Raw genomic sequence first — 23,051 nt, 5'->3', positions numbered from 1 at the left:
ATCATGAGGTTGCCGGCCAGCGGCCGGCACTACCTTTTCGAATTCGCCGGGCCATGCCCGGCGGATGCGGATCAACCGGTGTTCTGCACACCCTGCGAAACACCGTTCACGCAGGCCACCAGTGCGCGCAGCAGGTCGTCATCCTCGCGCCCGCTGGCTCGCCAGCGCTGCAGCAGATCCACCTGCAGCACGCTGATCGGATCGACGTAGGGATTGCGCAGGCGGATCGAAAGCGACAGCCGCGCATCGTGGTCGAGCAGCGTCCGCTGGTCCATCAGCGCCAGCAGCCAGTGCCGGGTGAGTTCCAGTTCGCGCTGCACCTGCGGGAAGAAACGCCCGTGCAGGTCGCCCGACAACAGCGAGAACTGCTCGGCAATGGTGATATCACCTTTGGACAGCACCATCGCGATGTCATCGAGGAAGGTACGGAAGAACGGCCAGTCACGTGCCATCTCGCGCAGGGTCTGCTCGTGACCAGCATCGACCGCCGCCTGCAGGCCGCTGCCCACGCCGTACCAGCCGGGAATGACGGCACGCGCCTGGCTCCAGGCGAACACCCACGGAATCGCGCGCAGGTTGCCCAACGCCGCGTCCTGGCCGAGCCGGCGCGACGGACGCGAACCCAGCGTCATCCGCTCGATCACGTCGATCGGCGTGGCCGTGCGGAAGTAGTCCATGAAGCCAGACTGGCCGACGAAGGCGCGGTACACCTCGCTGCTGGAGCCAGCGACCACATCCATCACCGGTCGCCACTCATCCTCGCGGGGTTCGGCAGCCCGCGGGCGGAGGCTGGCGCGCAAAACCGCACCCGTAGCCTGTTCCAGCGAGCGCAGCGCCAGCGCACGGATGCCGTATTTGCGATGGATCACCTCGCCCTGCTCGGTCACCCGCAGGCGGCCATCGATGCTGCCGCGCGGCGACGCATCCACCGCGTGCGTGGTCTTGCCACCACCACGGCTGATCGAACCACCACGGCCATGGAAGAAGGTCAAGCGGATGCCGGCCTCGGCTGCCACCTCCAGCAGTTCCACCTGCGCACGCTGCAGGCCCCAGCGCGAAGCGGCGATGCCACCGTCCTTGCTGCTGTCCGAATAGCCCAGCATCACCATCTGCACGTCGTCGCGTGCGTGCAGATGCGCACGGTACACCGGGTCGGCCAGCAGGTCGCGCAGGGTCGCGGTGCCACGCTTGAGGTCATCGACCGTCTCGAACAGGGGTGCGATATCCAGCGGTACCGCGCCGTTGTCATCAACCAGACCACCACGGCGCGCCAGTGCCAGCACCGCCAGCACGTCGCTGCGGTCGTGTGCCATCGAGATGATGTAGCTGCCCAGTGCATCACCACCATGGCGCGCACGCGCATCGGCCAACGCCGCGAACACCGCATCCAAACGCTGGTTGCCTTCGTCCTCGCCCTTCGGCAAAGGCACCTCGCCACCGGCATGCGGCGCCAGCAGGCGCGCGCGACCCAACACATCCAGGCCCTCCCACGCAGCGTCGCCGCCCAGCACCGCGGCCAACGCGCGCGCGTGCACGCTCGATTCCTGGCGCACGTCCAACCGCGCAAGATGGAAGCCGAACGTTTTCACCCGCCACAGCAGGCGCTGCACCGCGAAACCGCCAGCATGTTCGCCACGATTGGCGCGCAGGCTGTCGAGGATCAGCTGCAGGTCGTCGATCAGTTCGTCCGGACCAGCGTAAGCGCCTGCGCCATCATCCAGCGTGGCCTGCAGGCGCGCGCGCATGCGGTCGTTGAGCAACCGGTACGGCATGTCGGCATGGCGCGGGCGCGACTGCACCTGCGGCAGCAACTGCTGGTAATGCGCTACGCGCGCCTGCAGCGCATTGCTCACGCCCACCCGCTCGGTGGACTGGCTGAGCAGGCTGGCCAGCTGCAACAGTTCCTTCTGGTAACGGCCCAGTACCGCCTGCCGCTGCGCATCCAGCGTATTGCGGATGGTATGGGCATCCACGTTCGGGTTGCCGTCCATGTCGCCGCCCACCCAGGTGCCGAAACGCAGCAGGCGCGGCAGCGGCAGTTCTTCGCCATAGGTATCGCGCAACGCCTGCTGCAGCGATTCGTACAGCACCGGAATCACCCGGTACAGCACCTGCACCAGATAGAAGCCGACGTGCTCGCGTTCGTCATCGACGGTGGGCCGCACCGGCGAGGAATCGGTGGTCTGCCACGAAGCGGTCAATGCCATGCGGAAGCGCGCGGCATCGGCGGCGGCTTCACCCGGTGTGCGCTGGCCATCGAGATTGTCGACCAGGCTGGCCACCATCAGCTGCTCCTTCTCCAGCAGCGCGCGGCGCACTGCTTCGGTCGGGTGTGCGGTGAACACCGGTTCAATGTCGATGCGTGGCAGCCACTGCGCCAGCTCGTCCAGGCCCACGCCCTGCGCCTTCAGGTGCTGCAGTGCATCCTGCAGGCCATCGGGCTGCGCCCCTGCGGTACCGGCGCGCTGGTAGTCACGGCGACGGCGGATGCGATGCACGCGCTCGGCGATGTTGACCACCTGGAAGTAGGTGCTGAAGGCCCGCACCATGGTTTCGGCCTGCTGCGGCGTGCGCCCGGCCAGGCCATCGGCCAGCTCCGACAACGGCGCCTGGTTCTCGCGGCGGGCGATGGCGCGGGTGCGCACGTCCTCGACATCGTCAAGGAACGCGGCGGAGACCTGTTCAACCAGCAGGTCGCCAACCAGCGCGCCGAGCCGGCGCACGTCATCGCGAAGCGGAAGATCGGGGGAAGCAAACTCGATGCTGCTGCGGTACTCGTTCATCGGCGACGCACAGGCCTCGGTCAACGGATCCAGACCCCAAGCCTAAACCAGAACGGGCATCGTGCTGCGATGCAAAAATGGTTTCATCTGGTAGTGCCGGCCGCTGGCCGGCAACCTCATGGACTCACGCGACCTGAGGTTGCCGGCCAGCGGCCGGCACTACCGGGTCACGTCAGCGCTTCTTCTTCGCCTTGCCCTGCTCGGCCGGGCCGATGGTCTGTTCCAGCCAGCGCTCGCTTTCGGCCAGCATGGTCATGATCGACTCGCGTGCACGGTAGGCATGCGATTCGTTCGGCAGCATCACCAGACGCGCGGTGCCACCCAGGCCCTTCACTGCGGCGAACATGCGCTCGCTCTGCATCGGGAACGTGCCGGAGTTGTTGTCGTCCACGCCGTGGATGAAGAGGATCGGATCCTTGATCCTGTCGGCGTAGTTGAACGGCGCCATCTTCTGGTAGACGTCCTGCGCCTGCCAGTAGTTGCGCTCCTCGGCCTGGAAGCCGAACGGCGTGAGCGTGCGGTTGTAGGCGCCGCTGCGCGCGATGCCCGCCTTGAACAGGCGCGTGTGCGCCAGCAGGTTGGCGGTCATGAACGCACCGTAGGAATGGCCACCAATGGCGATGTGATCGCGATCGGTCACGCCACGGCGCACCACTTCATCCACGGCTGCCTGCGCGTTGGCCACCAGCTGTTCGATGTAGGTGTCGTTCGGCTCCTTGTCGCCTTCGCCGATGATCGGCATCGACGGGCTGGCCAGCACCACATAGCCCTTGGCCAGGAACGCCTGCGGGCCCCAGTAGCTGACCGCATTGAAGCGGTACGGCGAATCGGTCACCTGGCTGGCCGCAGCCGCACTCTTGAACTCGCCCGGGTAGGCCCACATCAGCAGCGGCCGCGGGCCGTCGCGCTTCGGGTCGTAGCCCGGCGGCAGCAGCAGGGTCGCGGTCAGGTCGACGCCATCCTTGCGCTTGTAGCGGATCTGCTCCTTCTGCACGCCCTTCAACTGCGGCAGCGGATGCGCGAAGTGGGTCAGCGCACGCGGCGCAGCACCGGCATCGGCCAGCGACTGCACGTAGAAGTTGGCCGGCTCATCCGGGCTCTCGCGGCTCAGCAGCAGCGAGCTGGCCTGGTCGTCCAGCAACGCCACCGGCAGCGCATAGCTCGGCGCCTGCGAGTGGAACAGGCGGGTGGCCTTGCCCGTGGCAACGTCGAAGCGGTCCACGAACGGACGATCGCCTTCCGGCGATGCACCGGCACCGGCCAGATACAGGCTGCTGCCATCGGCGCTGGTCTGCAGCAGCGAGCGGCCGCGGTCGTCGCTGGACAACAGCGGCCGGCCCGGATCGGAATAGCGGTCCTGCCCGTCGCGATCCCACAGCAGGCGCGGCTCGGCGCCGGCATTGTCCGGGGCGATCAGCCAGGTCCTGGTCTTGCGCGTCTTCCACCACGACTCGGTCAGCAGGGCCAGGTCGCCACGGCCCCAGTTGATGCCCACCAGACGGCTGCCGAGCTGGGCCAACGTGACCGGCGGCTTGTCGAACGGCGCAGCCTGCATCAGCACCGCATCGCGCACCTTGGCGTCCCTGTTCGGGTCGCCGCCGTCCTGGGCTTCGGCCCAGACCAGCGTTGCGTCGGCATCACCACGCCAGCTGATATCGCGCACGCCGGTCACTTCAGCGTCGTTGCCGGTCGGCAAACCTTCCACCAGCGGACGCACGGCCACGGTGTGCACCAGCTTGCCGCTGGCACGGTCGATCACTTCAATGCGACGCGGGAAACTGCTCACCGGCACCACGTAGGAATACGGCCGCTGCACCGGCTGGCGCAGCACGAAGCGGCCATCCGGCGACACCGCAAAGCCCATGAAGATGCCAGCTGCGCCGATCGCGCGGGTGTTGCCATCCAGGCTGACTTCCATCGGCTGGGTGGTGGCGTAGTAATCGAACTGGCGCGCGTCGGCCTCGTTCTTCAGCAGGTCCTGGTAGGTACGGATCGACACCACGCCGCCGCCCTGGCTGGTCTGCTGCACGGCCGGGCCGGTCGGAATGCCGTCAGCGGACGGGGCCGCACCAAGGTTGGCCGGACGGGTGAACACCACCAGGCCGCGGCTGTCCGGCAGCCACTGGTAGCCACTGCCGATCACCGTGTTCAGGCCGGCGACCAGACGACGGGCGCTGCCGCCGGCCACATCCACCAGCCACAGTTCATTGGCGCCGCTGGCGGCGTCGACCTGGTTGAAGGCCAGCCACTTCTGGTCCGGCGACCACATCACGCTGGCGATCGACAGCTTGGCCGGCAGGCCGCTGATCTGCCGTTCCTTGCCGTCGGCCACGTTCATCAGCCACAGCTTCTCGCCGAAGCTGAAGCGGCTGTCGGAGAAGGTGCGCGGGTTGATGCGCAGGCCGGCCAGCTTCAGTTCCGGCTGCGCCACCACCTGGATCGACGGTAGCGACGGCATCTGCATCATCGCGGCGACATCGCGGCGTGGCGACAGGTACAGCGAGGGCGCGCGCGGCGCGTCCACCACCGCCTGCAGCGCCGCCGAAGGCAGTTCGTAGCCGTTGACGCCCTGGGCCTGTACCTGGGCGGGCTGCGGGGACGCAGCCCAGGCCAGCGGGGCCACCGCCAGCAGTCCCATCGACAGGACCAGGCCGGTCCAGCGCCGTGTGCGGCGCGCGTGCATGCTCATCGTTCCACCTGTGTGATGCGTGAAAACACCGACCTTAACAGGCCGTGCACGCGGCCCCATCTGCCGATGGTTGGGTCATCCGGATGTCACGCCGGGGCCGCGATATAATGGGGGTTCTCCCCTGCCGAGGGGCGCTGCGACCGGATCCCACGAGGCCCGGCCAGGCTCGGTAAGGTGGCTTTGTAACAACGGCGCCCGGCTAGATGCGAGCACCCGCTCGCCCACAACCGGAGCACACGAATGAACGCTGTTGCCAAGACCTTCTCCACCGAAGGTGATTACAAGATCCGCGACATCACGCTGGCCGACTGGGGCCGCAAGGAACTGGACATCGCCGAGCACGAAATGCCGGGCCTGATGTCGATCCGCCGCAAGTACCAGGCCGAGCTGCCGCTGAAGGGCGTGCGCGTGACCGGCTCGCTGCACATGACCATCCAGACCGCCGTGCTGATCGAGACCCTGAAGGACATCGGCGCCGACGTGCGCTGGGCCTCGTGCAACATCTTCTCGACCCAGGACCACGCGGCCGCCGCCATTGCGGCCACCGGCACCCCGGTGTTCGCCTGGAAGGGCGAAACCCTGGAAGAGTACTGGGACTGCACCCTGGACGCGCTGACCTTCACCCTGGCCGACGGCACCCTGACCGGCCCGGAGCTGGTGGTCGACGACGGTGGTGACGTGACCCTGCTGATCCACAAGGGCTACGAGCTGGAAAACGGCAGCGACTGGGTCAACACCGCCTCTGCCTCGCACGAAGAACAGGTCATCAAGAACCTGCTCAAGCGCGTCGCCAAGGAGCGCCCTGGTTACTGGGGCCGCGTGGTCAAGGACTGGAAGGGCGTCTCCGAAGAGACCACCACCGGCGTGCACCGCCTGTACCAGCTGGCCCAGGCCGGCACCCTGCTGATCCCGGCGATCAACGTCAACGACTCGGTCACCAAGAGCAAGTTCGACAACCTGTACGGCTGCCGCGAGTCGCTGGCCGATGGCCTGAAGCGCGCGATGGACGTGATGCTGGCCGGCAAGGTGGCCGTGGTCTGCGGCTACGGCGACGTCGGCAAGGGCTGTGCGGCCTCGCTGCGTGCCTACGGCGCGCGCGTCATCGTCACCGAGATCGACCCGATCTGCGCCCTGCAGGCGGCGATGGAAGGCTATGAAGTCAACACCATCGAATCGACCCTGGGCCGTGCCGACCTGTACGTCACCACCACCGGCAACAAGGACATCATCCGCATCGAGCACCTGAGCGCGATGAAGGACCAGGCCATCGTCTGCAACATCGGCCACTTCGACAACGAGATCCAGGTCGATGCGCTGGTGTCGTTCGCCGGCATCAAGCACGTCAACATCAAGCCGCAGGTGGACAAGTACATCTTCCCGAACGGCAACGCGATCTTCCTGCTGGCCGAAGGCCGCCTGGTGAACCTGGGCTGCGCCACCGGCCACCCGAGCTTCGTGATGTCCAACAGCTTCGCCAACCAGACCCTGGCACAGATCGACCTGTGGGCGAACAAGGACAGCTACGAGAAGAAGGTCTACCTGCTGCCGAAGAAGCTGGACGAAGAAGTGGCCCGCCTGCACCTGGAAAAGATCGGCGTGAAGCTGACCACCCTGAGCCAGGAACAGGCCGACTACATCGGCGTGCCGGTGGAAGGCCCGTTCAAGCCGGACCACTACCGCTACTGATGCCTGCGCGGTGCCGGCCAGCGGCCGGCACTACCGGTGCATGCAACACACGGAACGGGCGCCTTCGGGCGCCCGTTCTGCGTCTGCCTGCAGCCGTACACCACGTATCCACGCATGGCGTGGATCTACTGATCGTCCGGCCCCAGTAGATCCACGCCATGCGTGGATATCCCCCAGCCAACCCACAGTAGATCCACGCCATGCGTGGATATCCCCCAGCCAACCCACAGTAGATCCACGCCATGCGTGGATGTTCCCCACCGGAGCGGGAACAATAGCCTCGGTCAAGGCAACACCCCTGCCCCGCGCTAGGATGCCCCCATGACTCCGGCCATCAACCTGCTCAAGCGCGAGAAGATCGCCCACACCGTGCGCAGCTACGTGCACGATGCTCACGCCGAATCGTATGGCGGCGAAGCCGTCGACAAGCTCGGCCTCGACCCGGCCCAGGTGTTCAAGACCCTGCTGGCCAGTACCGAAACCCACGAACTGCTGGTGGCAATCGTGCCGGTCGCCGGCCAGCTCGACCTGAAGGCGCTGGCCGAAGCGGCCGGCTGCAAGAAGTGCGAAATGGCCGCGGCCGATGCCGCACAGCGCGCGACCGGTTACCTGGTCGGTGGCATCAGCCCACTCGGGCAGAAGAAGCGCCTGCGCACCTTCCTGGACGCCAGCGCGCAGGCATTGCCCGCGCTGCATGTCAGCGCCGGTCGCCGCGGCCTGGAAGTGGAACTGGCACCAGCCGACCTGCTGCGGCTGACTGCCGGCCACTACGCTGCCATCGGCAAGTCACGCTGATGCGCTGGCCGTGGTCTGCAGCACCGATACCCCGGCTCGACGATGCACAGGCCGATGTGCTGCTGCAGGACCTGTTGTCGCGCGATGCAACGCGCATCAACGATGCCACGCGTACGGTCGCTCGGCTGTTCAGCGCCTCATCGTTGGACGCGCTGGTCGCGCATGTGGATACGATCGAACGCAGCTGCCAAGGCATCGCCCTTGGCGGCATGCTGATCAGCAACCAGGTGCACCTGAAGGCGGCCCTGCAACGGCTGCGCTACTGGCAGGCACGCGAAGGCTGCCTGTGCGCGCTCTACCCATCCTATGTGTTCTTCAGCCCCGAGCCGCTGCTGGAACAAGGTCACGTGCAGCTGCGTGCACGGGGCGAAGCGGAGGACGGCTGGGGCGAATGCTACCGGCTGACATGCACCTGCTGCGCGCAGCAATGGAGCGCGACCGAGCGCGAATACCACTACACCTGGTGGGAGTGGAAGCCCGAGCCCGCCCTGCAGACGCCTTAGTTGAGCTTGAACGTGACCGTGCCGCGTATCAGGCTCATGCTTGGTGCCTTGCCTGCCGCTTCACGCTCGTAGCGCCAGTCACGCGCGTGCTTGAGCGCCGCCGCATCGAGCAGCGGGTAGCCGCTGGATCGGGACAGGATGATCGCCTGGGTCTTGCCCTGCGCATCCAGCAGCAGCATCAGCTCGACACCTCCCTGCTGGGCCTCGCGCATGGCGGCCGCAGGATACGTCGGGACCGACGAAAGTCGCCGCTGGTGCCAGCCTCCTTCCCGGGCAATCAACGGCGTGCTGGAAGAGAGTGGGCAACGTGCAGGCATCTGCAGGTCAAAGCCTGCAGCCCCTTGCGAAGGCCGGGTGGTGGCTGGCGCACCACAGGCGATCGCAGACACGCTCTGCAGCAACGACTGCTGACGCGAAAGCGCTGCAGCGTCATCCGCTTCCACATGGAACGTGCAGCGCCCCGACGTTGCCTGCGCCTGCAGTGAACCCACGCCGGCATCGCGGATCGGCGTCACGTCGGACAAAGCACCACAGGCAGCGCCTGCATCGTATTTTGCTGCAGAGCCCTCACACGCGGCCAGCAGGCCTGCGGCGACCCATGCGAACGGCATCCAACTGCGAACATCCATCCCTGTGCTCCCTGCGTTGATCCACCGCCATGGTAGCGTCCCGCTGCAATCTTCCCTGTTCACATGCCGACTGTCCGGCCGCAGCGTGGGCTCACGGCCGCCAGTTGGCGTTGTTCTCCCAGAACGCGACGGAGCGCTGATAAGCCTCGCGATCCAGCGGCACACCGGAACCGCCCTCCTCCACGCCCAGTGCATTGCGCATCATGGTGATCGGCGCCATCGGTACTTCTTCGGGTTCGGCGGTGTAGATACAGCCGACGATGCCCCAGTCGGCCTCGATCGGTGAACCCTCCTTCGCCAGCTGCCCGGCGCTGTACAGGATCACCACCAGATAGTTCGCGCGCGGCGACTCCACGCCCTCGAACCAGCGCACCAGTACCGGCAGTTCCTCGCGGTTGCGCGCCTCGTAGCCGCTGCGCAGCTGGTGGCGGTTGGCCTCGGTGACCGGCACCGTCAGGCAGCGCGTGCTGGTCCAGTTCTCGTAGACGAACAGTTTGCAGAACGGCGCGTAGCCGTCGAGCACCTTCAGCGGCGCGTGCGCATTGAGGTGTGCCTCGAACTGCTCGGCAGTACAGTCCTGGATGGTGTTGCCACGCGGCACGCGCGGGAACAGGCGGGGACGGGCGAAATCGGTGAGGACGATGGACATGGCATGCACGAACGGGAACAGGCCCTCAGGGTAACCGTCGATGCGCTTGAAGTCTGCTTCACATTTGCCGGCCACAGTGCGCGCACATCTCCCGGAGAGTCCTGCATGAACCGCTTCCGCTCCCCCCTGCTGTCCGGCCTGCTGGCCGTCCTTCTCCTCCCTGCCATGGCCCCATCTTCCACGTCTGCCGCACCATCGCGCGTGCTGCTCGTCGTCAGCAGCGAAGGCCGGGACCAAGGGAAGACCCGTCCTGGCTTCGAGATGGACGAATTCGCCCAGGCCTGGCTCATCCTCAAGCAGAACGGCTTCGACATCGACGTGGCAAGTCCGCGTGGCGGCGCCGTCGAGGCTGACAAGTACAACCCCTCCGAGGCCTTCAACGCAGCTGTCCTTGCCGATTCCCAGGCCATGGGCAAGCTTGCCGCGACCGTACCCACTGCACAACTGCGTGCCAGCGACTACCAGGGCGTCCTGGTGATCGGCGGCAAGGGTGCCATGTTCGACCTTCCGGCCGACAAGGCCCTGCATGCCACGATTGCCGGAATCTGGCAGCAGGGAGGACTGGTCGCGGCGGTATGCCATGGTCCGGCCGCACTGGCGGGTGTTCGCCTTCCCGATGGCCGGGCCATGGTGGAAGGCCGCGCCATGACCGGATTCACGGAAGAGGAAGAAGCACTGTTCGGCAAACGTTGGGCGAAGGAATTCGCGTTCCAGCTTGAACCGCGCATGCGCGAGCTGGGCGCACGCTGGCAGGAGGCACCGCTGATGATGCCCAAGGTCGTAGTCGATGGACGCCTGCTGACCGGTCAGAACCCGTTCTCGACCGCCGCACTGGCTGACGCCTTCGTGCGCGCCAGCGGGCGTGTGCCACTGGCACGCCAGGCATGGCGCGATGAGCGCAGCATGGCGCTGGTGGAGCAGCACCTGCAGCAGCGTGATGGTCAGGCGGCGCAGATACTGGCGCAGCGCCCGTCCGACCATCACGTCGAGCTGATCGGCATGCTGGGTTTCTACCAGCTGAAAGCAGCAAAGGACGCCACTGCAACCGCCGACGCGCTGTCCATCATGCAGCTGGCCAGCCCGCATATGGACGAGCCGAGGCTGCAGGTCGCGATGGCAGAAGCGCACTGGCGCCTGGGCCGGACCGATCTGGCCCGTTCGCAGGTACTGGCTGTGCTGGAAAAGCAGCCCGGTCTGGACGAAGCTAACGCTCTCCTGGCCCGCATGCAGCCCTGACCATGGACGCCGAGCGCCTGCGCCTGCTGTTGATTGAAGACAACCTGCCGTTGGCCTCGGCCATCATCGACATGCTGCAGGCGCATGGCCATCTGGTCGATTTCGCCGCTGGCGGACACGTCGGGCTGCAGTTGGCGCTGGCGTCACCGCCGGATGTGCTGCTGCTCGATATCGGGTTGCCGGGCACCGATGGTACGACGGTCTGCCGTCGGTTGCGCGAGTGCAGTGATCGGCACGTCCCCATCCTGATGCTGACCGCACGCGATGCGATCGACGACAAGCTGCAGGGCTTCGCTGCGGGCGCGGATGACTATCTGGTCAAGCCCTTCGACGATGCCGAGCTGCTCGCCCGCTGTCTCGCCCTCGCCCGCCGCCATCGCGTGGGTCAACCGAACCTCCTGCAGATTGGGCCGCTGAGCATCGACCGCCGCAGCGGCCAGGCCTGGCGCGCGGGATTGCTGCTGGAGCTGGCACAGGTTCCGCAGCGCATCCTGCTCGTACTGGCCGAGGCCTGGCCGCGAACCGTCACCCGCAGCGAGCTCGTTCAACGCCTGTGGGGGGATGAAGCACCTCCTTCCGATCCGCTGCGCTCGCATCTGTACCTGTTGCGGCAGGTACTGGACAGGCCGTTCGAAGGCGAGATGCTGCGCACCGTCCACGGTGTCGGCTTCCGTCTGGAAGCTTCGCCATGAAACCGCGGCCCACCCAGCACCTGCGCCGTCGACTGCTGATCACATTCACAGCCTTCGCGCTGTTCACCGCCATGGTGTTCGGCACCTACTCGCTGGTGTTCATGTATGTGGTGGAAGACAGCATCTTCAACGCCCAACTGGACCGTGAAGCACGGGCTCAGCTCGCCCGGCACGCGCTCGAAGGGGACTGGCGTACACCTGCCGATGCCGCAATCCAGCTGCATCGTTCACCCTCTACCTTCCCCGACGATCTGCGCAGCGAGTTCGCAAAGGAACCGTGGCGCTCGGAGTTCGCGGGTGTCGATGGTCGGCACTACCATCTCAAGCGGATCGATCCCCCGGCCGGCGCCCGCCCTGCTTGGCTTGTGTCGGAGGTCAGTGCGCAACTGGTGGTCCGGCCGATCCGCGATCGGGTCGTAATGCTGCTTGCCGGCACAGCACTGCTGGTCCTGATCGCGGCGATCTTCCTCGGCATCTGGCTCGCCCATCGCAGCACACGCTCGCTCTATGCGCTGGTCGAGGAGGTTGAAGCGCTGCAGCCGGAACCAGGCCCCGGCGTGCGCCTGGCAGCACGTTTCGACGATGACGAGATTGGCGTGCTCGCGCGCGCCCTGGATGGATTGTCCGCACGCGTCGCTGCCTTCGTTGCCCGCGAACACGCGTTCACGCGCGATGCCAGCCACGAACTGCGCACACCCTTGAGCGTTATCTCCAGTGCGGCAGGCCAGTTGGCCAGCGAGTCGGGCCTGTCCGAGCGTGGCCGCCAGCATGTGCAGCATATCCGTCTTTCGGCACTGCAGCTGCAGCAGGCCATTGCGGCGCTGCTGGCGCTGGCTCGCGAGGAAACCGCCAGCCACGGCGCTCCGCCGGTCAAACTTGTGCCGCTGCTGGAACGGGTGATCATCGAGCAGTCTCCGTTGCTGGCTGCACGGCCGGTCGAGGTACAGCTGACCGTGCCCGACGGGGCCACGCTGCGCGCGCCCGAGGCGGCCCTGCGCGTAGTCCTGGCCAATCTGGTCGGCAATGCGTTCGCGCATACCGCGCAGGGCCAGGTCCTGATTGCATGGCAGGACGCTCAGCTGCTGGTGCACAACACGGCAGGTGCTTCACCCTTCCTTGGCAACTGGCCCGAGCCGCGGCCATTCGACAAGCGTGATGGCAGCGAGGGCAACGGCCTGGGCCTGGATATCATGCGGCGACTGTGCAGCCACTACGGGCTCGAACTGGTCATCCAGCACGGCGGTGGCGGGGTGATGGCCCGCTTGAGGGGGCAGCCAGCCGAGGCATGAAGCGCCTCCGGCGGTCCAGCCCGGTCAGTGCCGAGCTGTAGCGGCAACTACAACGCCATCCGCTCGCGCAGTTCACGCGCCTGCCGCCGCGACACCTCCACCTCGCTGCCGTCATCCAGCGCCAGGTCATAACCATCAGCGATGCTGGGCGTCACGCCTCGGATGCGGCGCAGGTTGACCAGCGTGTTGCGGTTGGCACGGAAGAACAGATCCGGCGGCAGGCGTGCTTCCAGCGCGCTCAGGCTGCGGGTCAACAGGGCGTTCTGGTCGCGGAACCACAGCCGCGTGTAGTTGCCATCCACCACCAGCCTGCGGATCTCGGAGACCGCCACGAACCAGCAGCGCTCACCCTCGCGCACGAACACCTGGTCCTGCGCACCCAGTGTGCTGCGCGGCTCCGGCGTTTCGCCCACCACCACCTCGCGCTGGCGCGCCCGCTGCAACGCTTCCAGCAAGCGCGGTGCCTCGACCGGCTTCACCAGATAGTCCAGCGCGTTGGCCTGGAACGCGCGCACCGCGTAGGTGTCGTAGGCAGTAACGAAGATCACCGCCGGCACCGTCTCCAGCCCATCCAGAACATCGAAGCCACTGCCGGAGGGCATCTGCACATCCAGCAGCACCAGGTCCGGGGCCAGCGTGGCGATCGCCTCGCGCGCGGCCGGCACATCGTCGGCCTCGCCCACGCACTGCACCCACGGCAGCGCCGACAACAGCGTGCGCAGCTCCTGCCGCGCCAGCCGCGCATCATCAACGATCAACACGCGCAGCACGCCATTCATTGCGGAATCTCCAGCAGGGCCCGCATGCGGTCGCCGACCGGCTGCAGGATGAAACGACCTTGCGTACCGAGCTGCGCACGCAGGTAGGCCAGGCCGACGCCATGCCCAGGGGTGGGCTCGTTGGCGCTGCCCAGCGGATTATCCACCTGCAGGCGCAGCACGTCATTGTCCAGCGTGGCACGGATCTGCACCTCGCCGCCGCCGGGGCGGCTGGCGATGCCGTGCTTGATCGCGTTCTCCACCAGCAGCTGTAGTGCCATCGCCGGCAACTGCGCCTGCATGGCATCGGCATCGATCTGCTGCCGCACCTGCAGGCGCTGTTCGAAGTGGATCGCCTCGATGGCCAGGTAGTCGTCCACCACCGCCAGTTCCTCGGCCAGCGTGACCTGCTCGCTGCGGTTGTGCGCCAGCGCCTGGCGCAGCGTGCGCGACAGACGGGTGACCATGTCGCGCGCACGCTCAGGATCTTCCAGGATCAGCGCGCGCAGGTTGTTCAGCGCATTGAACATGAAGTGCGGGTTGAGCCGTGCACGCAGCGCATCGCGTTCCAGCGCACTGCGCTCGGCTTCGGCGCGCAGGCGGGCCAGTTCCGCCCCGCGTATCCGGCGCAGGCTGTGCAGGCTTGCCCAAAGCGCTGCCCACAGGGCCAGCATCACCGCAGTGGTGTACCAGTAGAGCAGCAGCGCCTTGGGGCTGAAGTCGGCCGTCTGCCGCCCCAGGCTCACCCAGTTCCAGGCCAGCGCCGAGTGCAGCGCGATGTTCACCAGCAGCTGCGCCACTGCCGCGCCCAATGCCACCGACAGCGCCAGCCGCAGCAACAGCCCGGCCGTTCCGCGCGCCCACCAGTCTGCACGCAGCGCCAGCGCGCGGATGGCACCGCTGCATCCGAACAGGGCCAACGCCAGGCCCAGCGTGATCAACACGCCTGCGCTTCCGGCATCGCTGAAATAGGCTTGGCGCAGGCCGATTCCGGCAACGCCATAGAGCGCCCATACCAGCGCATTGAGCAGCCAGAAGCGTACCGTCGAGGAGGAATCCGGCATGTCCATTCCGAGGCGTGTTGAAACTCAGTGGTGGCGGTCGAGGAAGGCCTGCACCTGTTCCTGCAACCAGCGCGGATCATCCCACATCAGGAAGTGGAAACCCTGCGCGCTCATCGCGATCTGTACGCCCTGCAGTTTCGCGTACTGCGACTGGAACACCGCCCGGGTGCCGTCCTCGGTGCCACCCATCGGCTGGTAGCCGGCCCAGCTGCCCAGCACCAGCGTCGGTGCGGTGATCGAGGCAATGCTGTCACGCAGGTCAGTGGTCATCACCGCATGCATGGCATCGGCCGTGGTCTGGCGATCGCTGTCTTCGCCCCAGCGGCCCAGTTCGGCCTGGCGCTGAGTATCGCGGGTCATCCCCGGCAGGCCCGCCTTCAACTGCGCCTGCCATTGCGCGGCGTCGGCGGCCAGCATGCCCTTGCGCAGCTGGTCGACCACCGGCCGCACGCTGTCAGCGGTGGCCTTCGGGTCACGCGCGGCCGGCAGGAATGGCAGGGCGTCAACCACCACCAGCGCGCTGACCGCCTTCGGCTCGGCCTGCGCCATCTGCAGGCCCAGCAGGCCACCGAGGCTGTGGCCAACCACCACCACCGGCCCCAGATGCTGGTCATGCAGGTAGGCCAGCAGCTGCCCGCGCATCGCCGGCAGGAACTCGACCGGGCGCGGATCGGCCGCGAGCGCACCGGCAAAGCCGGGCAGCTGCACCAGATGGCACTGCACATCCTTCAGGGCCAGGCAGGTCTCGCGCCACACCTCGGCGCTGCTGTTGAGGCCGGGAATCATCAGCAGCGGGCGGCCCTTGCCGACCACCTCGACCTGCACCTTGCCCGCCGCCGGGGCGCTGGCGGCGTGCGCCGAGCCGGAGCCGAGCACGGCCATCGCCATGCCGATCATCGCCAGCCGGGCCAGGGCCTTCATTGCATACCAGAGTGCCAGGAAGATCTTCATCGTCTGCTCCTTCGTCAGGTGGGTGGTGCCGGAATGGGCTCAGCGTGCCGCCGGCCACGGCACCCGGGGGGCGATTTCGGAGCAGCGGCCGATCGCCGGGGCGAACGGTCGCAGGCGGCTGACGATGTTCGCCCGCAGAAATTGACAACATCCATCTTGATGAAGCGATATACTGATCCGCACCCGCCGCTGCCGCCCGTGCCATGACCGCCATCAGCTTCGAGTTCTATCCGCCCAAGACCGACGAACAGCGCAGCCAGCTGGACCGTGCCGCGGCCAGGCTGAAGGACTACGGTCCCGAGTACGTGTCGTGTACCTTCGGCGCCGGTGGCTCGACCCTGAGCTATACCTCCGAGACCGTGCGCCACCTCAACCAGCACCATGGCTTCGATGCCGCACCGCATCTGTCCTGCGTCGGCGGCACCCGTCAGGAAATCCGCGAGTTGCTCAAGCTGTACCGCGCCATCGGCTGCCGCCGCCTGGTCGCGCTGCGCGGCGATCTGCCGTCGGGCATGGGTTTCCCCGGTGACATGCGCTATGCCGCCGAACTGATCGACTTCATCCGCGCCGAGCACGGTGATGCGTTCCATATCGAAGTGGGCGCGTACCCCGAAACGCACCCGCAGGCTTCCGACGCACTGGCCGACCTGAAGCATTTCAAGGCCAAGATCGACGCCGGTGCCGATGCGGCGATCACCCAGTACTTCTTCAACCCCGATGCCTACTTCCATTTCGTCGACGAAGTGCGGCGGCTGGGCGTGCAGGTACCGATCACGCCCGGCATCATGCCGATCGCCAACTTCAGCCAGCTGCGCCGCTTCTCCGAACAGTGCGGTGCGGAGATCCCGCGCTGGATCAGCCGCAAGATGCAGGCCTATGGCGATGATGCAGAGTCGGTGCGTGCATTCGGCACTGAAGTGGTGGCCAAGCTGTGCCAGCGCCTGATCGAAGGCGGCGCACCCGGCCTGCACTTCTACACCTTGAACCTGGCCAAGCCGACCACTTCGGTGCTGAAGCTGCTGCAGGGCTGAAAGCACGGCGCGCAAGCGTGATCGGCGCTACCCTGCGAGGATGATCCGGCTTTCCTTCCTGCTGTTGCTGCTGCCGCTGTGCGTGCTGTCGAGCGTCGCCCACGCACAGTCCACACGCCTGAACCGCTGCACCGATGCCCAGGGCCAAAGCGTCTACACCGACCGGCCCTGCGACAGCCTGGGCGCGCGGTCGCGGTTGCCACCGCCTGCGCCCGCCGGCAATACCCTGCAGCGCGACACCCTGGGGGCACGCTGCCCGCGGCGGCTGAGTGAACTGGTGGACGCGCTGCGCGTCGGCATCGTCAGCAACGATGTGAATCGGCTGTCCTCACTGTATCTGTGGGGCGCGGTTTCCGATGCGGGCGCGCAGCGCATCCTCGGCCAGCTGGAATCGTTGGCGCGGCGGCCCCTGGTGGACGTGGTGCCGGTGTATCCGTCACAGGCGCTGCCGCAATCGCAGGATGAGGATCAGAGCCCTGCCGCGTTGGGATCCGACCCTGTGGCCTCTGTGGCGCGGCATCCCATCGGCCTGCGCCTGGAGCAGACCCTGCCCGGCAGCGCGTCGCGCGCTTCGACGGTGCTGGGGTTGCGACGGCAATACGGGTGTTTCTGGATCACGCTGTGATCGCGAGCATCCATCCACGCATGGCGTGGATCTACTGCCTCCATCCCACACGGTAGCGCCGGGCCATGCCCGGCGAGCGAAGCAGCTTTACTCCGGCCACAGCGTGCGGATGGCGGCGATGCCCTGCCCACCATGGCGACGCGCTTCGGCGATGTGACCGCGGCCCATGCCGCCCAGGGCGTAGATTGGCAGTGACACCTGCGCGCGCAGCTCGGCGAACGCGTTCCAGCCCAGCGGCACGGCATCGGGATGGCTGGCCGTGGCCTGCACCGGGCCCAGCACGGCGAAGTCGCAGCCCAACCGCTGTGCGGCCTGCAGCTGCTGCAGGTCATGGCAGGACGCGGCCACCAGCTGGCCTTCGGGCAGCGGACGCTGCGACAGCTCCAGCAGCTGCTCGCTGCCCAGGTGCACCCCAACGCCCAGTACGCGCGCGCGTTCGATATCGCGGTTGAGCAGCCACTGCACCCCGCTGCGACGATGCGCGCGCACGGCCTGTTCGACCATCGCCTGGCGCTGCGGATGCGCCGTCGGCAACCGCAGCTGGATGCGCTGCTGGCCCGCGTCCACCGCGCGCTGCAGCTGTTCATGCCAATGCTGCATGCCGCCCTCATCATCGGCCGGCGCCGGGGTGATCAGGTAGCTGTCGGGCTGGCGCAGCGCGGCCACCACCGGCAGATCGGCCGGTGGCATCGAATAGCGACCCAGTTTATCCGGCGCTACCCAGGTAATGGCCTGGCCCTCGCGGCCACGTGGCGTCCCCTTCCAGCTGCGCACGTGGCGCACTTCCAGGGTCAGGTGCTTGTCCGGGTAGCGCTGCGGCACATCCATCAGCCATTCGCCGACATCGGCTTCGATGCCCAGTTCCTCGCGCAGCTCGCGAACCAACGCCTGCTCGGAGGTCTCGCCGGATTCGCGCTTGCCGCCGGGGAACTCCCACAGGCCGGCCATGTCGCGGTTCTCGGTACGACGGTTGAGCAGCACGCGGCCACGGGCGTCGGTGATGACGGCGGCCACGACGTGGATCGATCGGGTGGGGGGAGCCATGGGGGAAGCATGCCCAGAACAGGGCGGCCCGCGCAATCTCGGATCGGGCCGGATCAGCCCCGCGAAACAGCCGCCATGAAAAAAGAGCCCCGCTTTCGCGGGGCTTTTCGGGGTCAGCTCAGCTGGCCGTGGCAGTGCTTGTACTTCTTGCCACTGCCGCACGGGCATGGATCGTTGCGGCCGATCTTCGGCTCATCGCGCTGCGCCTGTGCAATGCCCTGCTGGGCAGCCTGCACCTGCGCGGCTTCCTCGTCGGCGCTGTAGCCGCCCACGTCCTGGTGCTGGAACTGCGACTGGCTCAGGCGCGCTTCGGCCTGCTGGCGTTCGGCCGCTTCCAGCGCCTGCACTTCCTCGTCGCTGCGGATGCGCACGCGCGACAGCAGGGTCACCACTTCGCGCTTGACGTTCTCCAGCATGTCCGAGAACAGCTCGAAGGCTTCCTTCTTGTATTCCTGCTTCGGCTGCTTCTGCGCGTAACCACGCAGGTAGATGCCCTGGCGCAGGTAGTCCATGCGCGCCAGGTGCTCCTTCCAGCTCTGGTCCAGCACGGTCAGCATCACGTGCTTCTCCAGCGCGCGCATGGTTTCCTCACCGACACCGGCTTCCTTCTCGGCAAAGTGCTGGTTGACGCGCTCCTGCACCTTGGCAGCGATGGCTTCGGCGTCCAGCTCTTCGTGCGACTTGACCAGGTCGGTCAGCGACATCTGCAGGCCGAAGTCCGACTCCAGGGTCGCTTCCAGGCCACGCAGGTCCCACTGCTCGTCGATCGAGTTCGGCGGCACGAAGCGGGCCACCACGTCGAAGATCACGTCGTCGCGGATGCCGTCGACGTTGTCCTTCACCGACTCGGCGTCCAGCAGTTCATCGCGCTGTGCGTAGATCACCTTGCGCTGGTCGTTGTTGACGTCGTCGAAGTCCAGCAGGTTCTTGCGGATGTCGAAGTTGTGGGCCTCGACCTTGCGCTGCGCCTTCTCGATCTGGCGGCTGACCAGGCGGTCCTCGATGACGTCGTCTTCCTTCATGCCCATCATGCGCATGGCCTTCTGCACCCAGTCGGAGGCGAAGATGCGCATCAGGTTGTCTTCCAGCGACAGGTAGAAGCGGGACGAACCCGGGTCACCCTGGCGGCCCGAACGGCCACGCAGCTGGTTGTCGATACGGCGCGATTCGTGGCGCTCGGTGCCGACGATGTGCAGGCCGCCGGCAGCCTTGACGGCCTCGTGGCGCTTCTGCCAATCGGCCTTGACCGCGGCCTTCTGTTCGTCGGTCGCGCCTTCGCCCAGCTCGTGGATTTCCGCTTCCAGCGAACCGCCCAGCACGATGTCGGTACCACGACCGGCCATGTTGGTGGCGATGGTGACCGCGGCCGGACGACCGGCATTGGCGACGATGGTCGCTTCGCGGTCATGCTGCTTGGCGTTGAGCACTTCGTGCTTCACGCCGGCCTTGCGCAGGTGCTCGGACAGCATTTCCGAGGTTTCGATCGAGGTGGTACCCACCAGCACCGGCTGGCCACGCTTGGCGCACTCTTCGATGTCGGCCAGCACCGCATTGAACTTGCCCTTGCGGTTCAGGAACACCTGGTCCGGGCTGTCCTTGCGGATGGTCGGGCGGTTGGTCGGGATCACCACCACTTCCAGGCCGTAGATGCTCTGGAACTCGAAGGCTTCGGTATCGGCCGTACCGGTCATGCCGGACAGCTTCTTGTACATGCGGAACAGGTTCTGGAAGGTGATGCTCGCCAGCGTCTGGTTCTCGCGCTGGACCGGCACGCCTTCCTTCGCTTCCACCGCCTGGTGCAGGCCATCGGACCAGCGGCGACCGGACAGGGTGCGGCCGGTGAACTCATCGACGATGACCACTTCGCCATCGCGCACGATGTAGTCCACGTCACGCTGGTAGATCGCGTGCGCGCGCAGCGCGGCGTTCAGGTGGTGGACCACGGTCAGGTTCTGCGGCGCGTACAGGCCTTCGGTCTCGCCGTCGAGGATGCCGGCCTCGACCAGCAGCTGCTCGGCGTGCTCCATGCCCGCTTCGGACAGGTGCACCTGCTTGCCCTTCTCATCGACCCAGAAGTCGCCTTCGCCGTCTTCCGCTTCCTGCTTGACCAGGTTCGGTACGACGCGGTTGACGCGGATGTACAGCTCCGGGGAATCGTCGGCCGGTCCGGAGATGATCAGCGGGGTACGCGCTTCGTCGATCAGGATGGAGTCGACTTCGTCGACGATGGCGTAGTGCAGGCCGCGCTGGTAGCGGTCGGCCTTGGACAGCGCCATGTTGTCGCGCAGGTAGTCGAAGCCGAATTCGTTGTTGGTGCCGTAGGTGATGTCCGAGGCATAGGCTTCGCGCTTGTCGCTGTGCGGCATGCCCGGGTACACCACGCCCACGCTCAGGCCCAGCCAGTTGTACAGCTTGCCCATCTGCGCGGCGTCGCGGCGGGCCAGGTAGTCGTTCACGGTGACCACGTGCACGCCCTTGCCTTCCAGCGCGTTGAGGTACACCGGCAGGGTCGCCACCAGGGTCTTGCCTTCACCGGTGCGCATTTCTGCGATCTTGCCCAGGTGAAGCACCATGCCGCCGATCAGCTGCACGTCGTAGTGGCGCATGCCCAGCACGCGGCGACCGGCTTCGCGGCAGACCGCGAACGCTTCCGGCAGCACCTTGTCCAGGGCTTCACCGTCGGCGATGCGCTGCTTGAACTCCGGCGTCTTGGCCTGAAGCTGCTCGTCGGAAAGCTTCTCGATCTCCGGCTCCAGCGCATTGATCTTGGCGACGATGCGGTTGAGCTGGCGCAGCTGTCGTTCGTTACGACTGCCAAATACGCGGGTAAGCAGGCTGTTGATCATTGAAGGAACCGGGTTGGATGGACACGACGCCCGGCCTCCCCCTTGGGATCCGTCCGCCGCAAACGAAACAGGGCGCCTGGCGCCCTGTCGATGGCAACACCCATTGTAGCTTGGGACGGCCGCAAGGGGTTTCAACCCTTTGGCGGCAATGGCATCCGAACATTCCCGGTAGTGCCGGCCGCTGGCCGGGTACGCGATGCTGCCGAAGATCATGAGGTTGCCGGCCAGCGGCCGGCACTACCAGATCAACGGAATCGGGCCAGGGCCCTTCCGCGGCGCGGAAGGGATCCGACCCGGGCATCAGCCGCGGCTGACGCGGCCGACCGGCGTGTTGCCGCCGTCGCCGAGGAACTTGCGCGGGTTGACCACGTTGCCGTTCTCCCACACCTCGAAGTGCACGTGGGCGCCGGTCGAACGACCGGTGGAACCGGCCTTGGCCACTTCCTGCCCGGCACGCACCAGGTCGCCGACCTTCACCACCAGGCGCGAATTGTGCGCGTAGCGGGTGACGTAGCCGTTACCGTGGTCGACGTCGACCACGTTACCGTAGCCGCCCTTCACGCCGGAGAAGCTGACCACGCCTTCGGCCACGGCCATCACCGGGTCACCGACCCTGGCGTGGAAGTCCATGCCCTTGTGGGTGGCGGCACCGCGGCCGAACGGGTCGGCACGGGTGCCGAAACCGGAGGTCACGTAGCTGTTGCGGATCGGCATGCGCGACGGCACGGCGTTCTGCTGCAGCTGGTGGTCGAACATCAGCGATTCCATCACCGACAACTGGCGGCCTGAAGCAGCGAAGCGCTGCTCCAGCACCTGTAAGTCGGCGTTGACGTCCTTGACCGGGATGTCGCTGGTCGGGCCGCCGGCGTCGCCGTCACCGAGACCGGGGGTCTCGTTGAAGTCGAACTCGCCGTCTTCCAGCTTGCCCATCTGGGTCAGCCGTTCGCCGAGGGCGTTGAGGCGGGTGGCCTGGGCCTGCAGCTCGCCGAGGCGGGCCGCCAGCGCGTTGACCTGGGTCTGCGCATCGCGCTTGACCTTGGCCAGCTCTGCATCCTGGCGCTCGACCTTGGCCTGCAGGCGGGAATCATTCAGCGCGCTGGCGCCAATGCCGCCGGCAAGGCCGATAATGCAGCCTACCCCGAGCACGCTGCCCAGCAGGGCGCGGGGGCGGTCCTCGAAATAGAACCGCAAACGCGCGATCGGCGACGCTTTGGCCTGTCCTTCACGCGTTTTGATTACGATCTTTTTGAATGCCATCAGTGAGTTTTCATGTCTGAGCCGAAATCCAGCGTTCGCCCCGCGTCAGTGCCGAAGCCGGCGCTGGATGCGGTGATGGCGGACAAAAGCGGGAACCCGCTGCGGCGTGCCTTGTGGCTCGACGCGCTGGACCGTCAGTTGCGCCCCCAGTTGCCGCCACCTCTGCGCAGCCGTTGCCGGCTGGCCAATGTGGACGGGGAACACCTCGTTTTTCTCGTCGAGTCCCCGGTCTGGCATGCCAAGTTGCGGCTTGCCGAAGCCCAGTTGCTCGACGCGGCCCGTTCCATCGGGCTGAAGGCCACCAGGGTGACCATCAAGACTGCGTCTCCCACTCCCACGCGCTCCCCAGCGCTCGACAACCGGAATGGACCCCACGCAGTTTCAGCCGCCACGCACAAAGGGCTACGCGACGCCTTGGCTTGCCTGCAGGACGTTCCTTCGAAGCCGAAGAAGCGGTCCTGACGACAACGGAGCATCCGGCTCCGCTCCCCGTCGCGCGTGTCACCACGGCGTGAAACAATTCG

The 23,051-nt window shown here is 66.7% G+C and carries 19 protein-coding genes and 1 riboswitch; of the genes, 9 read left to right on the top strand and 10 right to left on the bottom strand.

Annotated elements, in window-relative coordinates:
• Positions 1-71 precede the first annotated feature (71 nt).
• Together ppc and ACZK4Z_RS03405 are read right to left on the bottom strand one after the other, a co-directional pair.
• The gene (gene ppc, locus ACZK4Z_RS03410; protein WP_125895991.1) at positions 72-2,783 is read right to left on the bottom strand and encodes a phosphoenolpyruvate carboxylase; all 2,712 of its coding nucleotides are present in this window, start codon (positions 2,781-2,783) and stop codon (positions 72-74) included.
• A 172-nt stretch (positions 2,784-2,955) separates the two neighbouring features.
• Positions 2,956-5,472: a S9 family peptidase gene (locus tag ACZK4Z_RS03405; RefSeq protein WP_125895354.1), complete on the bottom strand. Its 2,517-nt coding sequence runs from the start codon at positions 5,470-5,472 to the stop codon at positions 2,956-2,958.
• Positions 5,473-5,592: 120 nt separating this feature from the next.
• Positions 5,593-5,676, top strand: a riboswitch (S-adenosyl-L-homocysteine riboswitch).
• 36 nt (positions 5,677-5,712) lie between these two features.
• On the opposite strand from ACZK4Z_RS03405, the gene ahcY reads away from it, so the two are divergent.
• The 3 genes from ahcY to ACZK4Z_RS03390 all read left to right on the top strand — a co-directional run bounded on the left by ahcY (position 5,713) and on the right by ACZK4Z_RS03390 (position 8,456).
• Positions 5,713-7,158, top strand: coding sequence for an adenosylhomocysteinase (ahcY, locus tag ACZK4Z_RS03400; protein ID WP_014036003.1), 1,446 nt, complete (start codon positions 5,713-5,715; stop codon positions 7,156-7,158).
• Between the two features lie 321 nt (positions 7,159-7,479).
• Entirely contained in the window at positions 7,480-7,953 is a 474-nt protein-coding gene (gene ybaK, locus ACZK4Z_RS03395) for a Cys-tRNA(Pro) deacylase (protein WP_049399794.1), read from the top strand.
• Positions 7,953-8,456: a hypothetical protein gene (locus ACZK4Z_RS03390; RefSeq protein ID WP_125895353.1), complete on the top strand. Its 504-nt coding sequence runs from the start codon at positions 7,953-7,955 to the stop codon at positions 8,454-8,456. The genes ybaK and ACZK4Z_RS03390 overlap by 1 nt, the downstream gene beginning before the upstream one ends.
• Here the strand turns inward: ACZK4Z_RS03390 and ACZK4Z_RS03385 are convergent.
• On the bottom strand, positions 8,453-9,085 hold the full coding sequence (locus ACZK4Z_RS03385; protein WP_149908791.1) for an energy transducer TonB: 633 nt from the start codon (positions 9,083-9,085) through the stop codon (positions 8,453-8,455). The genes ACZK4Z_RS03390 and ACZK4Z_RS03385 overlap by 4 nt on opposite strands.
• A 91-nt stretch (positions 9,086-9,176) precedes the next feature.
• Positions 9,177-9,734 (bottom strand): DUF3228 family protein, encoded by a 558-nt coding sequence (locus ACZK4Z_RS03380; protein WP_049425078.1) that lies wholly within the window; start codon positions 9,732-9,734, stop codon positions 9,177-9,179.
• Between the two features lie 105 nt (positions 9,735-9,839).
• Between ACZK4Z_RS03380 and ACZK4Z_RS03375 the strand changes: the two genes are divergently transcribed.
• The 3 genes from ACZK4Z_RS03375 to ACZK4Z_RS03365 are packed head-to-tail and all read left to right on the top strand — an operon-like array spanning position 9,840 to position 12,951.
• Entirely contained in the window at positions 9,840-10,970 is a 1,131-nt protein-coding gene (locus ACZK4Z_RS03375; RefSeq protein WP_125895351.1) for a type 1 glutamine amidotransferase domain-containing protein, read from the top strand.
• 2 nt (positions 10,971-10,972) lie between these two features.
• Positions 10,973-11,662 (top strand): response regulator transcription factor, encoded by a 690-nt coding sequence (locus tag ACZK4Z_RS03370; RefSeq protein WP_032129701.1) that lies wholly within the window; start codon positions 10,973-10,975, stop codon positions 11,660-11,662.
• Positions 11,659-12,951, top strand: coding sequence for a sensor histidine kinase (locus tag ACZK4Z_RS03365; RefSeq protein ID WP_125895350.1), 1,293 nt, complete (start codon positions 11,659-11,661; stop codon positions 12,949-12,951). The genes ACZK4Z_RS03370 and ACZK4Z_RS03365 overlap by 4 nt, the downstream gene beginning before the upstream one ends.
• Before the next feature lie 47 nt (positions 12,952-12,998).
• Here ACZK4Z_RS03365 and ACZK4Z_RS03360 read toward each other — a convergent pair whose 3' ends face one another.
• The 3 genes from ACZK4Z_RS03360 to ACZK4Z_RS03350 are packed head-to-tail and all read right to left on the bottom strand — an operon-like array spanning position 12,999 to position 15,724.
• The gene (locus tag ACZK4Z_RS03360) at positions 12,999-13,730 is read right to left on the bottom strand and encodes a LytR/AlgR family response regulator transcription factor (RefSeq protein ID WP_478451185.1); all 732 of its coding nucleotides are present in this window, start codon (positions 13,728-13,730) and stop codon (positions 12,999-13,001) included.
• Entirely contained in the window at positions 13,727-14,773 is a 1,047-nt protein-coding gene (locus ACZK4Z_RS03355; RefSeq protein WP_049399837.1) for a sensor histidine kinase, read from the bottom strand. The genes ACZK4Z_RS03360 and ACZK4Z_RS03355 overlap by 4 nt, the downstream gene beginning before the upstream one ends.
• Before the next feature lie 24 nt (positions 14,774-14,797).
• On the bottom strand, positions 14,798-15,724 hold the full coding sequence (locus ACZK4Z_RS03350; protein WP_125895348.1) for an alpha/beta fold hydrolase: 927 nt from the start codon (positions 15,722-15,724) through the stop codon (positions 14,798-14,800).
• Between the two features lie 203 nt (positions 15,725-15,927).
• Here ACZK4Z_RS03350 and metF point away from each other — a divergent pair, with 203 nt between their 5' ends.
• Together metF and ACZK4Z_RS03340 are read left to right on the top strand one after the other, a co-directional pair.
• Positions 15,928-16,755: a methylenetetrahydrofolate reductase [NAD(P)H] gene (metF, locus tag ACZK4Z_RS03345; RefSeq protein WP_049399801.1), complete on the top strand. Its 828-nt coding sequence runs from the start codon at positions 15,928-15,930 to the stop codon at positions 16,753-16,755.
• A gap of 40 nt (positions 16,756-16,795) precedes the next feature.
• Positions 16,796-17,380 carry a DUF4124 domain-containing protein gene (locus ACZK4Z_RS03340; RefSeq protein ID WP_125895347.1) on the top strand — a complete coding sequence of 195 codons (585 nt, stop codon included), beginning with the start codon at positions 16,796-16,798 and terminating at the stop codon, positions 17,378-17,380.
• A gap of 87 nt (positions 17,381-17,467) precedes the next feature.
• Here ACZK4Z_RS03340 and ACZK4Z_RS03335 read toward each other — a convergent pair whose 3' ends face one another.
• The 3 genes from ACZK4Z_RS03335 to ACZK4Z_RS03325 form a co-directional block, all read right to left on the bottom strand.
• Positions 17,468-18,424 carry a Nudix family hydrolase gene (locus tag ACZK4Z_RS03335; RefSeq protein WP_125895346.1) on the bottom strand — a complete coding sequence of 319 codons (957 nt, stop codon included), beginning with the start codon at positions 18,422-18,424 and terminating at the stop codon, positions 17,468-17,470.
• Between the two features lie 113 nt (positions 18,425-18,537).
• Positions 18,538-21,270 carry a preprotein translocase subunit SecA gene (gene secA, locus ACZK4Z_RS03330; RefSeq protein WP_032129708.1) on the bottom strand — a complete coding sequence of 911 codons (2,733 nt, stop codon included), beginning with the start codon at positions 21,268-21,270 and terminating at the stop codon, positions 18,538-18,540.
• A 300-nt stretch (positions 21,271-21,570) separates the two neighbouring features.
• A complete protein-coding gene (locus ACZK4Z_RS03325; RefSeq protein ID WP_107432410.1) occupies positions 21,571-22,527 on the bottom strand; it encodes a M23 family metallopeptidase in 957 nt (318 codons plus the stop codon).
• Positions 22,528-22,539: 12 nt separating this feature from the next.
• Here ACZK4Z_RS03325 and ACZK4Z_RS03320 point away from each other — a divergent pair, with 12 nt between their 5' ends.
• Positions 22,540-22,989 carry a DciA family protein gene (locus ACZK4Z_RS03320; protein WP_005408086.1) on the top strand — a complete coding sequence of 150 codons (450 nt, stop codon included), beginning with the start codon at positions 22,540-22,542 and terminating at the stop codon, positions 22,987-22,989.
• Positions 22,990-23,051: the final 62 nt, after the last annotated feature.

The organism is Stenotrophomonas sp. 71799_Sma, from assembly GCF_056482505.1.
Note: the sequence above shows the minus strand (reverse complement) of the source record. Positions and strands in the feature narration are given on the sequence as shown.

What these genes read in the sequence shown, in the direction of transcription:
- ACZK4Z_RS03340 (WP_125895347.1), top strand. Translation starts at nt 16,796, where the DNA reads ATGATCCGGCTTTCCTTCCTGCTGTTGCTGCTGCCGCTGTGCGTGCTG.
- ACZK4Z_RS03385 (WP_149908791.1), bottom strand. Translation starts at nt 9,085, where the DNA reads ATGGATGTTCGCAGTTGGATGCCGTTCGCATGGGTCGCCGCAGGCCTG.
- ACZK4Z_RS03360 (WP_478451185.1), bottom strand. Translation starts at nt 13,730, where the DNA reads ATGAATGGCGTGCTGCGCGTGTTGATCGTTGATGATGCGCGGCTGGCG.
- ybaK (WP_049399794.1), top strand. Translation starts at nt 7,480, where the DNA reads ATGACTCCGGCCATCAACCTGCTCAAGCGCGAGAAGATCGCCCACACC.
- ACZK4Z_RS03405 (WP_125895354.1), bottom strand. Translation starts at nt 5,472, where the DNA reads ATGAGCATGCACGCGCGCCGCACACGGCGCTGGACCGGCCTGGTCCTG.
- ACZK4Z_RS03335 (WP_125895346.1), bottom strand. Translation starts at nt 18,424, where the DNA reads ATGGCTCCCCCCACCCGATCGATCCACGTCGTGGCCGCCGTCATCACC.
- secA (WP_032129708.1), bottom strand. Translation starts at nt 21,270, where the DNA reads ATGATCAACAGCCTGCTTACCCGCGTATTTGGCAGTCGTAACGAACGA.
- ppc (WP_125895991.1), bottom strand. Translation starts at nt 2,783, where the DNA reads ATGAACGAGTACCGCAGCAGCATCGAGTTTGCTTCCCCCGATCTTCCG.
- ACZK4Z_RS03350 (WP_125895348.1), bottom strand. Translation starts at nt 15,724, where the DNA reads ATGAAGATCTTCCTGGCACTCTGGTATGCAATGAAGGCCCTGGCCCGG.
- ACZK4Z_RS03365 (WP_125895350.1), top strand. Translation starts at nt 11,659, where the DNA reads ATGAAACCGCGGCCCACCCAGCACCTGCGCCGTCGACTGCTGATCACA.
- ACZK4Z_RS03320 (WP_005408086.1), top strand. Translation starts at nt 22,540, where the DNA reads ATGTCTGAGCCGAAATCCAGCGTTCGCCCCGCGTCAGTGCCGAAGCCG.
- ACZK4Z_RS03390 (WP_125895353.1), top strand. Translation starts at nt 7,953, where the DNA reads ATGCGCTGGCCGTGGTCTGCAGCACCGATACCCCGGCTCGACGATGCA.
- ACZK4Z_RS03370 (WP_032129701.1), top strand. Translation starts at nt 10,973, where the DNA reads ATGGACGCCGAGCGCCTGCGCCTGCTGTTGATTGAAGACAACCTGCCG.
- ACZK4Z_RS03355 (WP_049399837.1), bottom strand. Translation starts at nt 14,773, where the DNA reads ATGCCGGATTCCTCCTCGACGGTACGCTTCTGGCTGCTCAATGCGCTG.
- ACZK4Z_RS03325 (WP_107432410.1), bottom strand. Translation starts at nt 22,527, where the DNA reads ATGGCATTCAAAAAGATCGTAATCAAAACGCGTGAAGGACAGGCCAAA.
- ACZK4Z_RS03380 (WP_049425078.1), bottom strand. Translation starts at nt 9,734, where the DNA reads ATGTCCATCGTCCTCACCGATTTCGCCCGTCCCCGCCTGTTCCCGCGC.
- ACZK4Z_RS03375 (WP_125895351.1), top strand. Translation starts at nt 9,840, where the DNA reads ATGAACCGCTTCCGCTCCCCCCTGCTGTCCGGCCTGCTGGCCGTCCTT.
- metF (WP_049399801.1), top strand. Translation starts at nt 15,928, where the DNA reads ATGACCGCCATCAGCTTCGAGTTCTATCCGCCCAAGACCGACGAACAG.
- ahcY (WP_014036003.1), top strand. Translation starts at nt 5,713, where the DNA reads ATGAACGCTGTTGCCAAGACCTTCTCCACCGAAGGTGATTACAAGATC.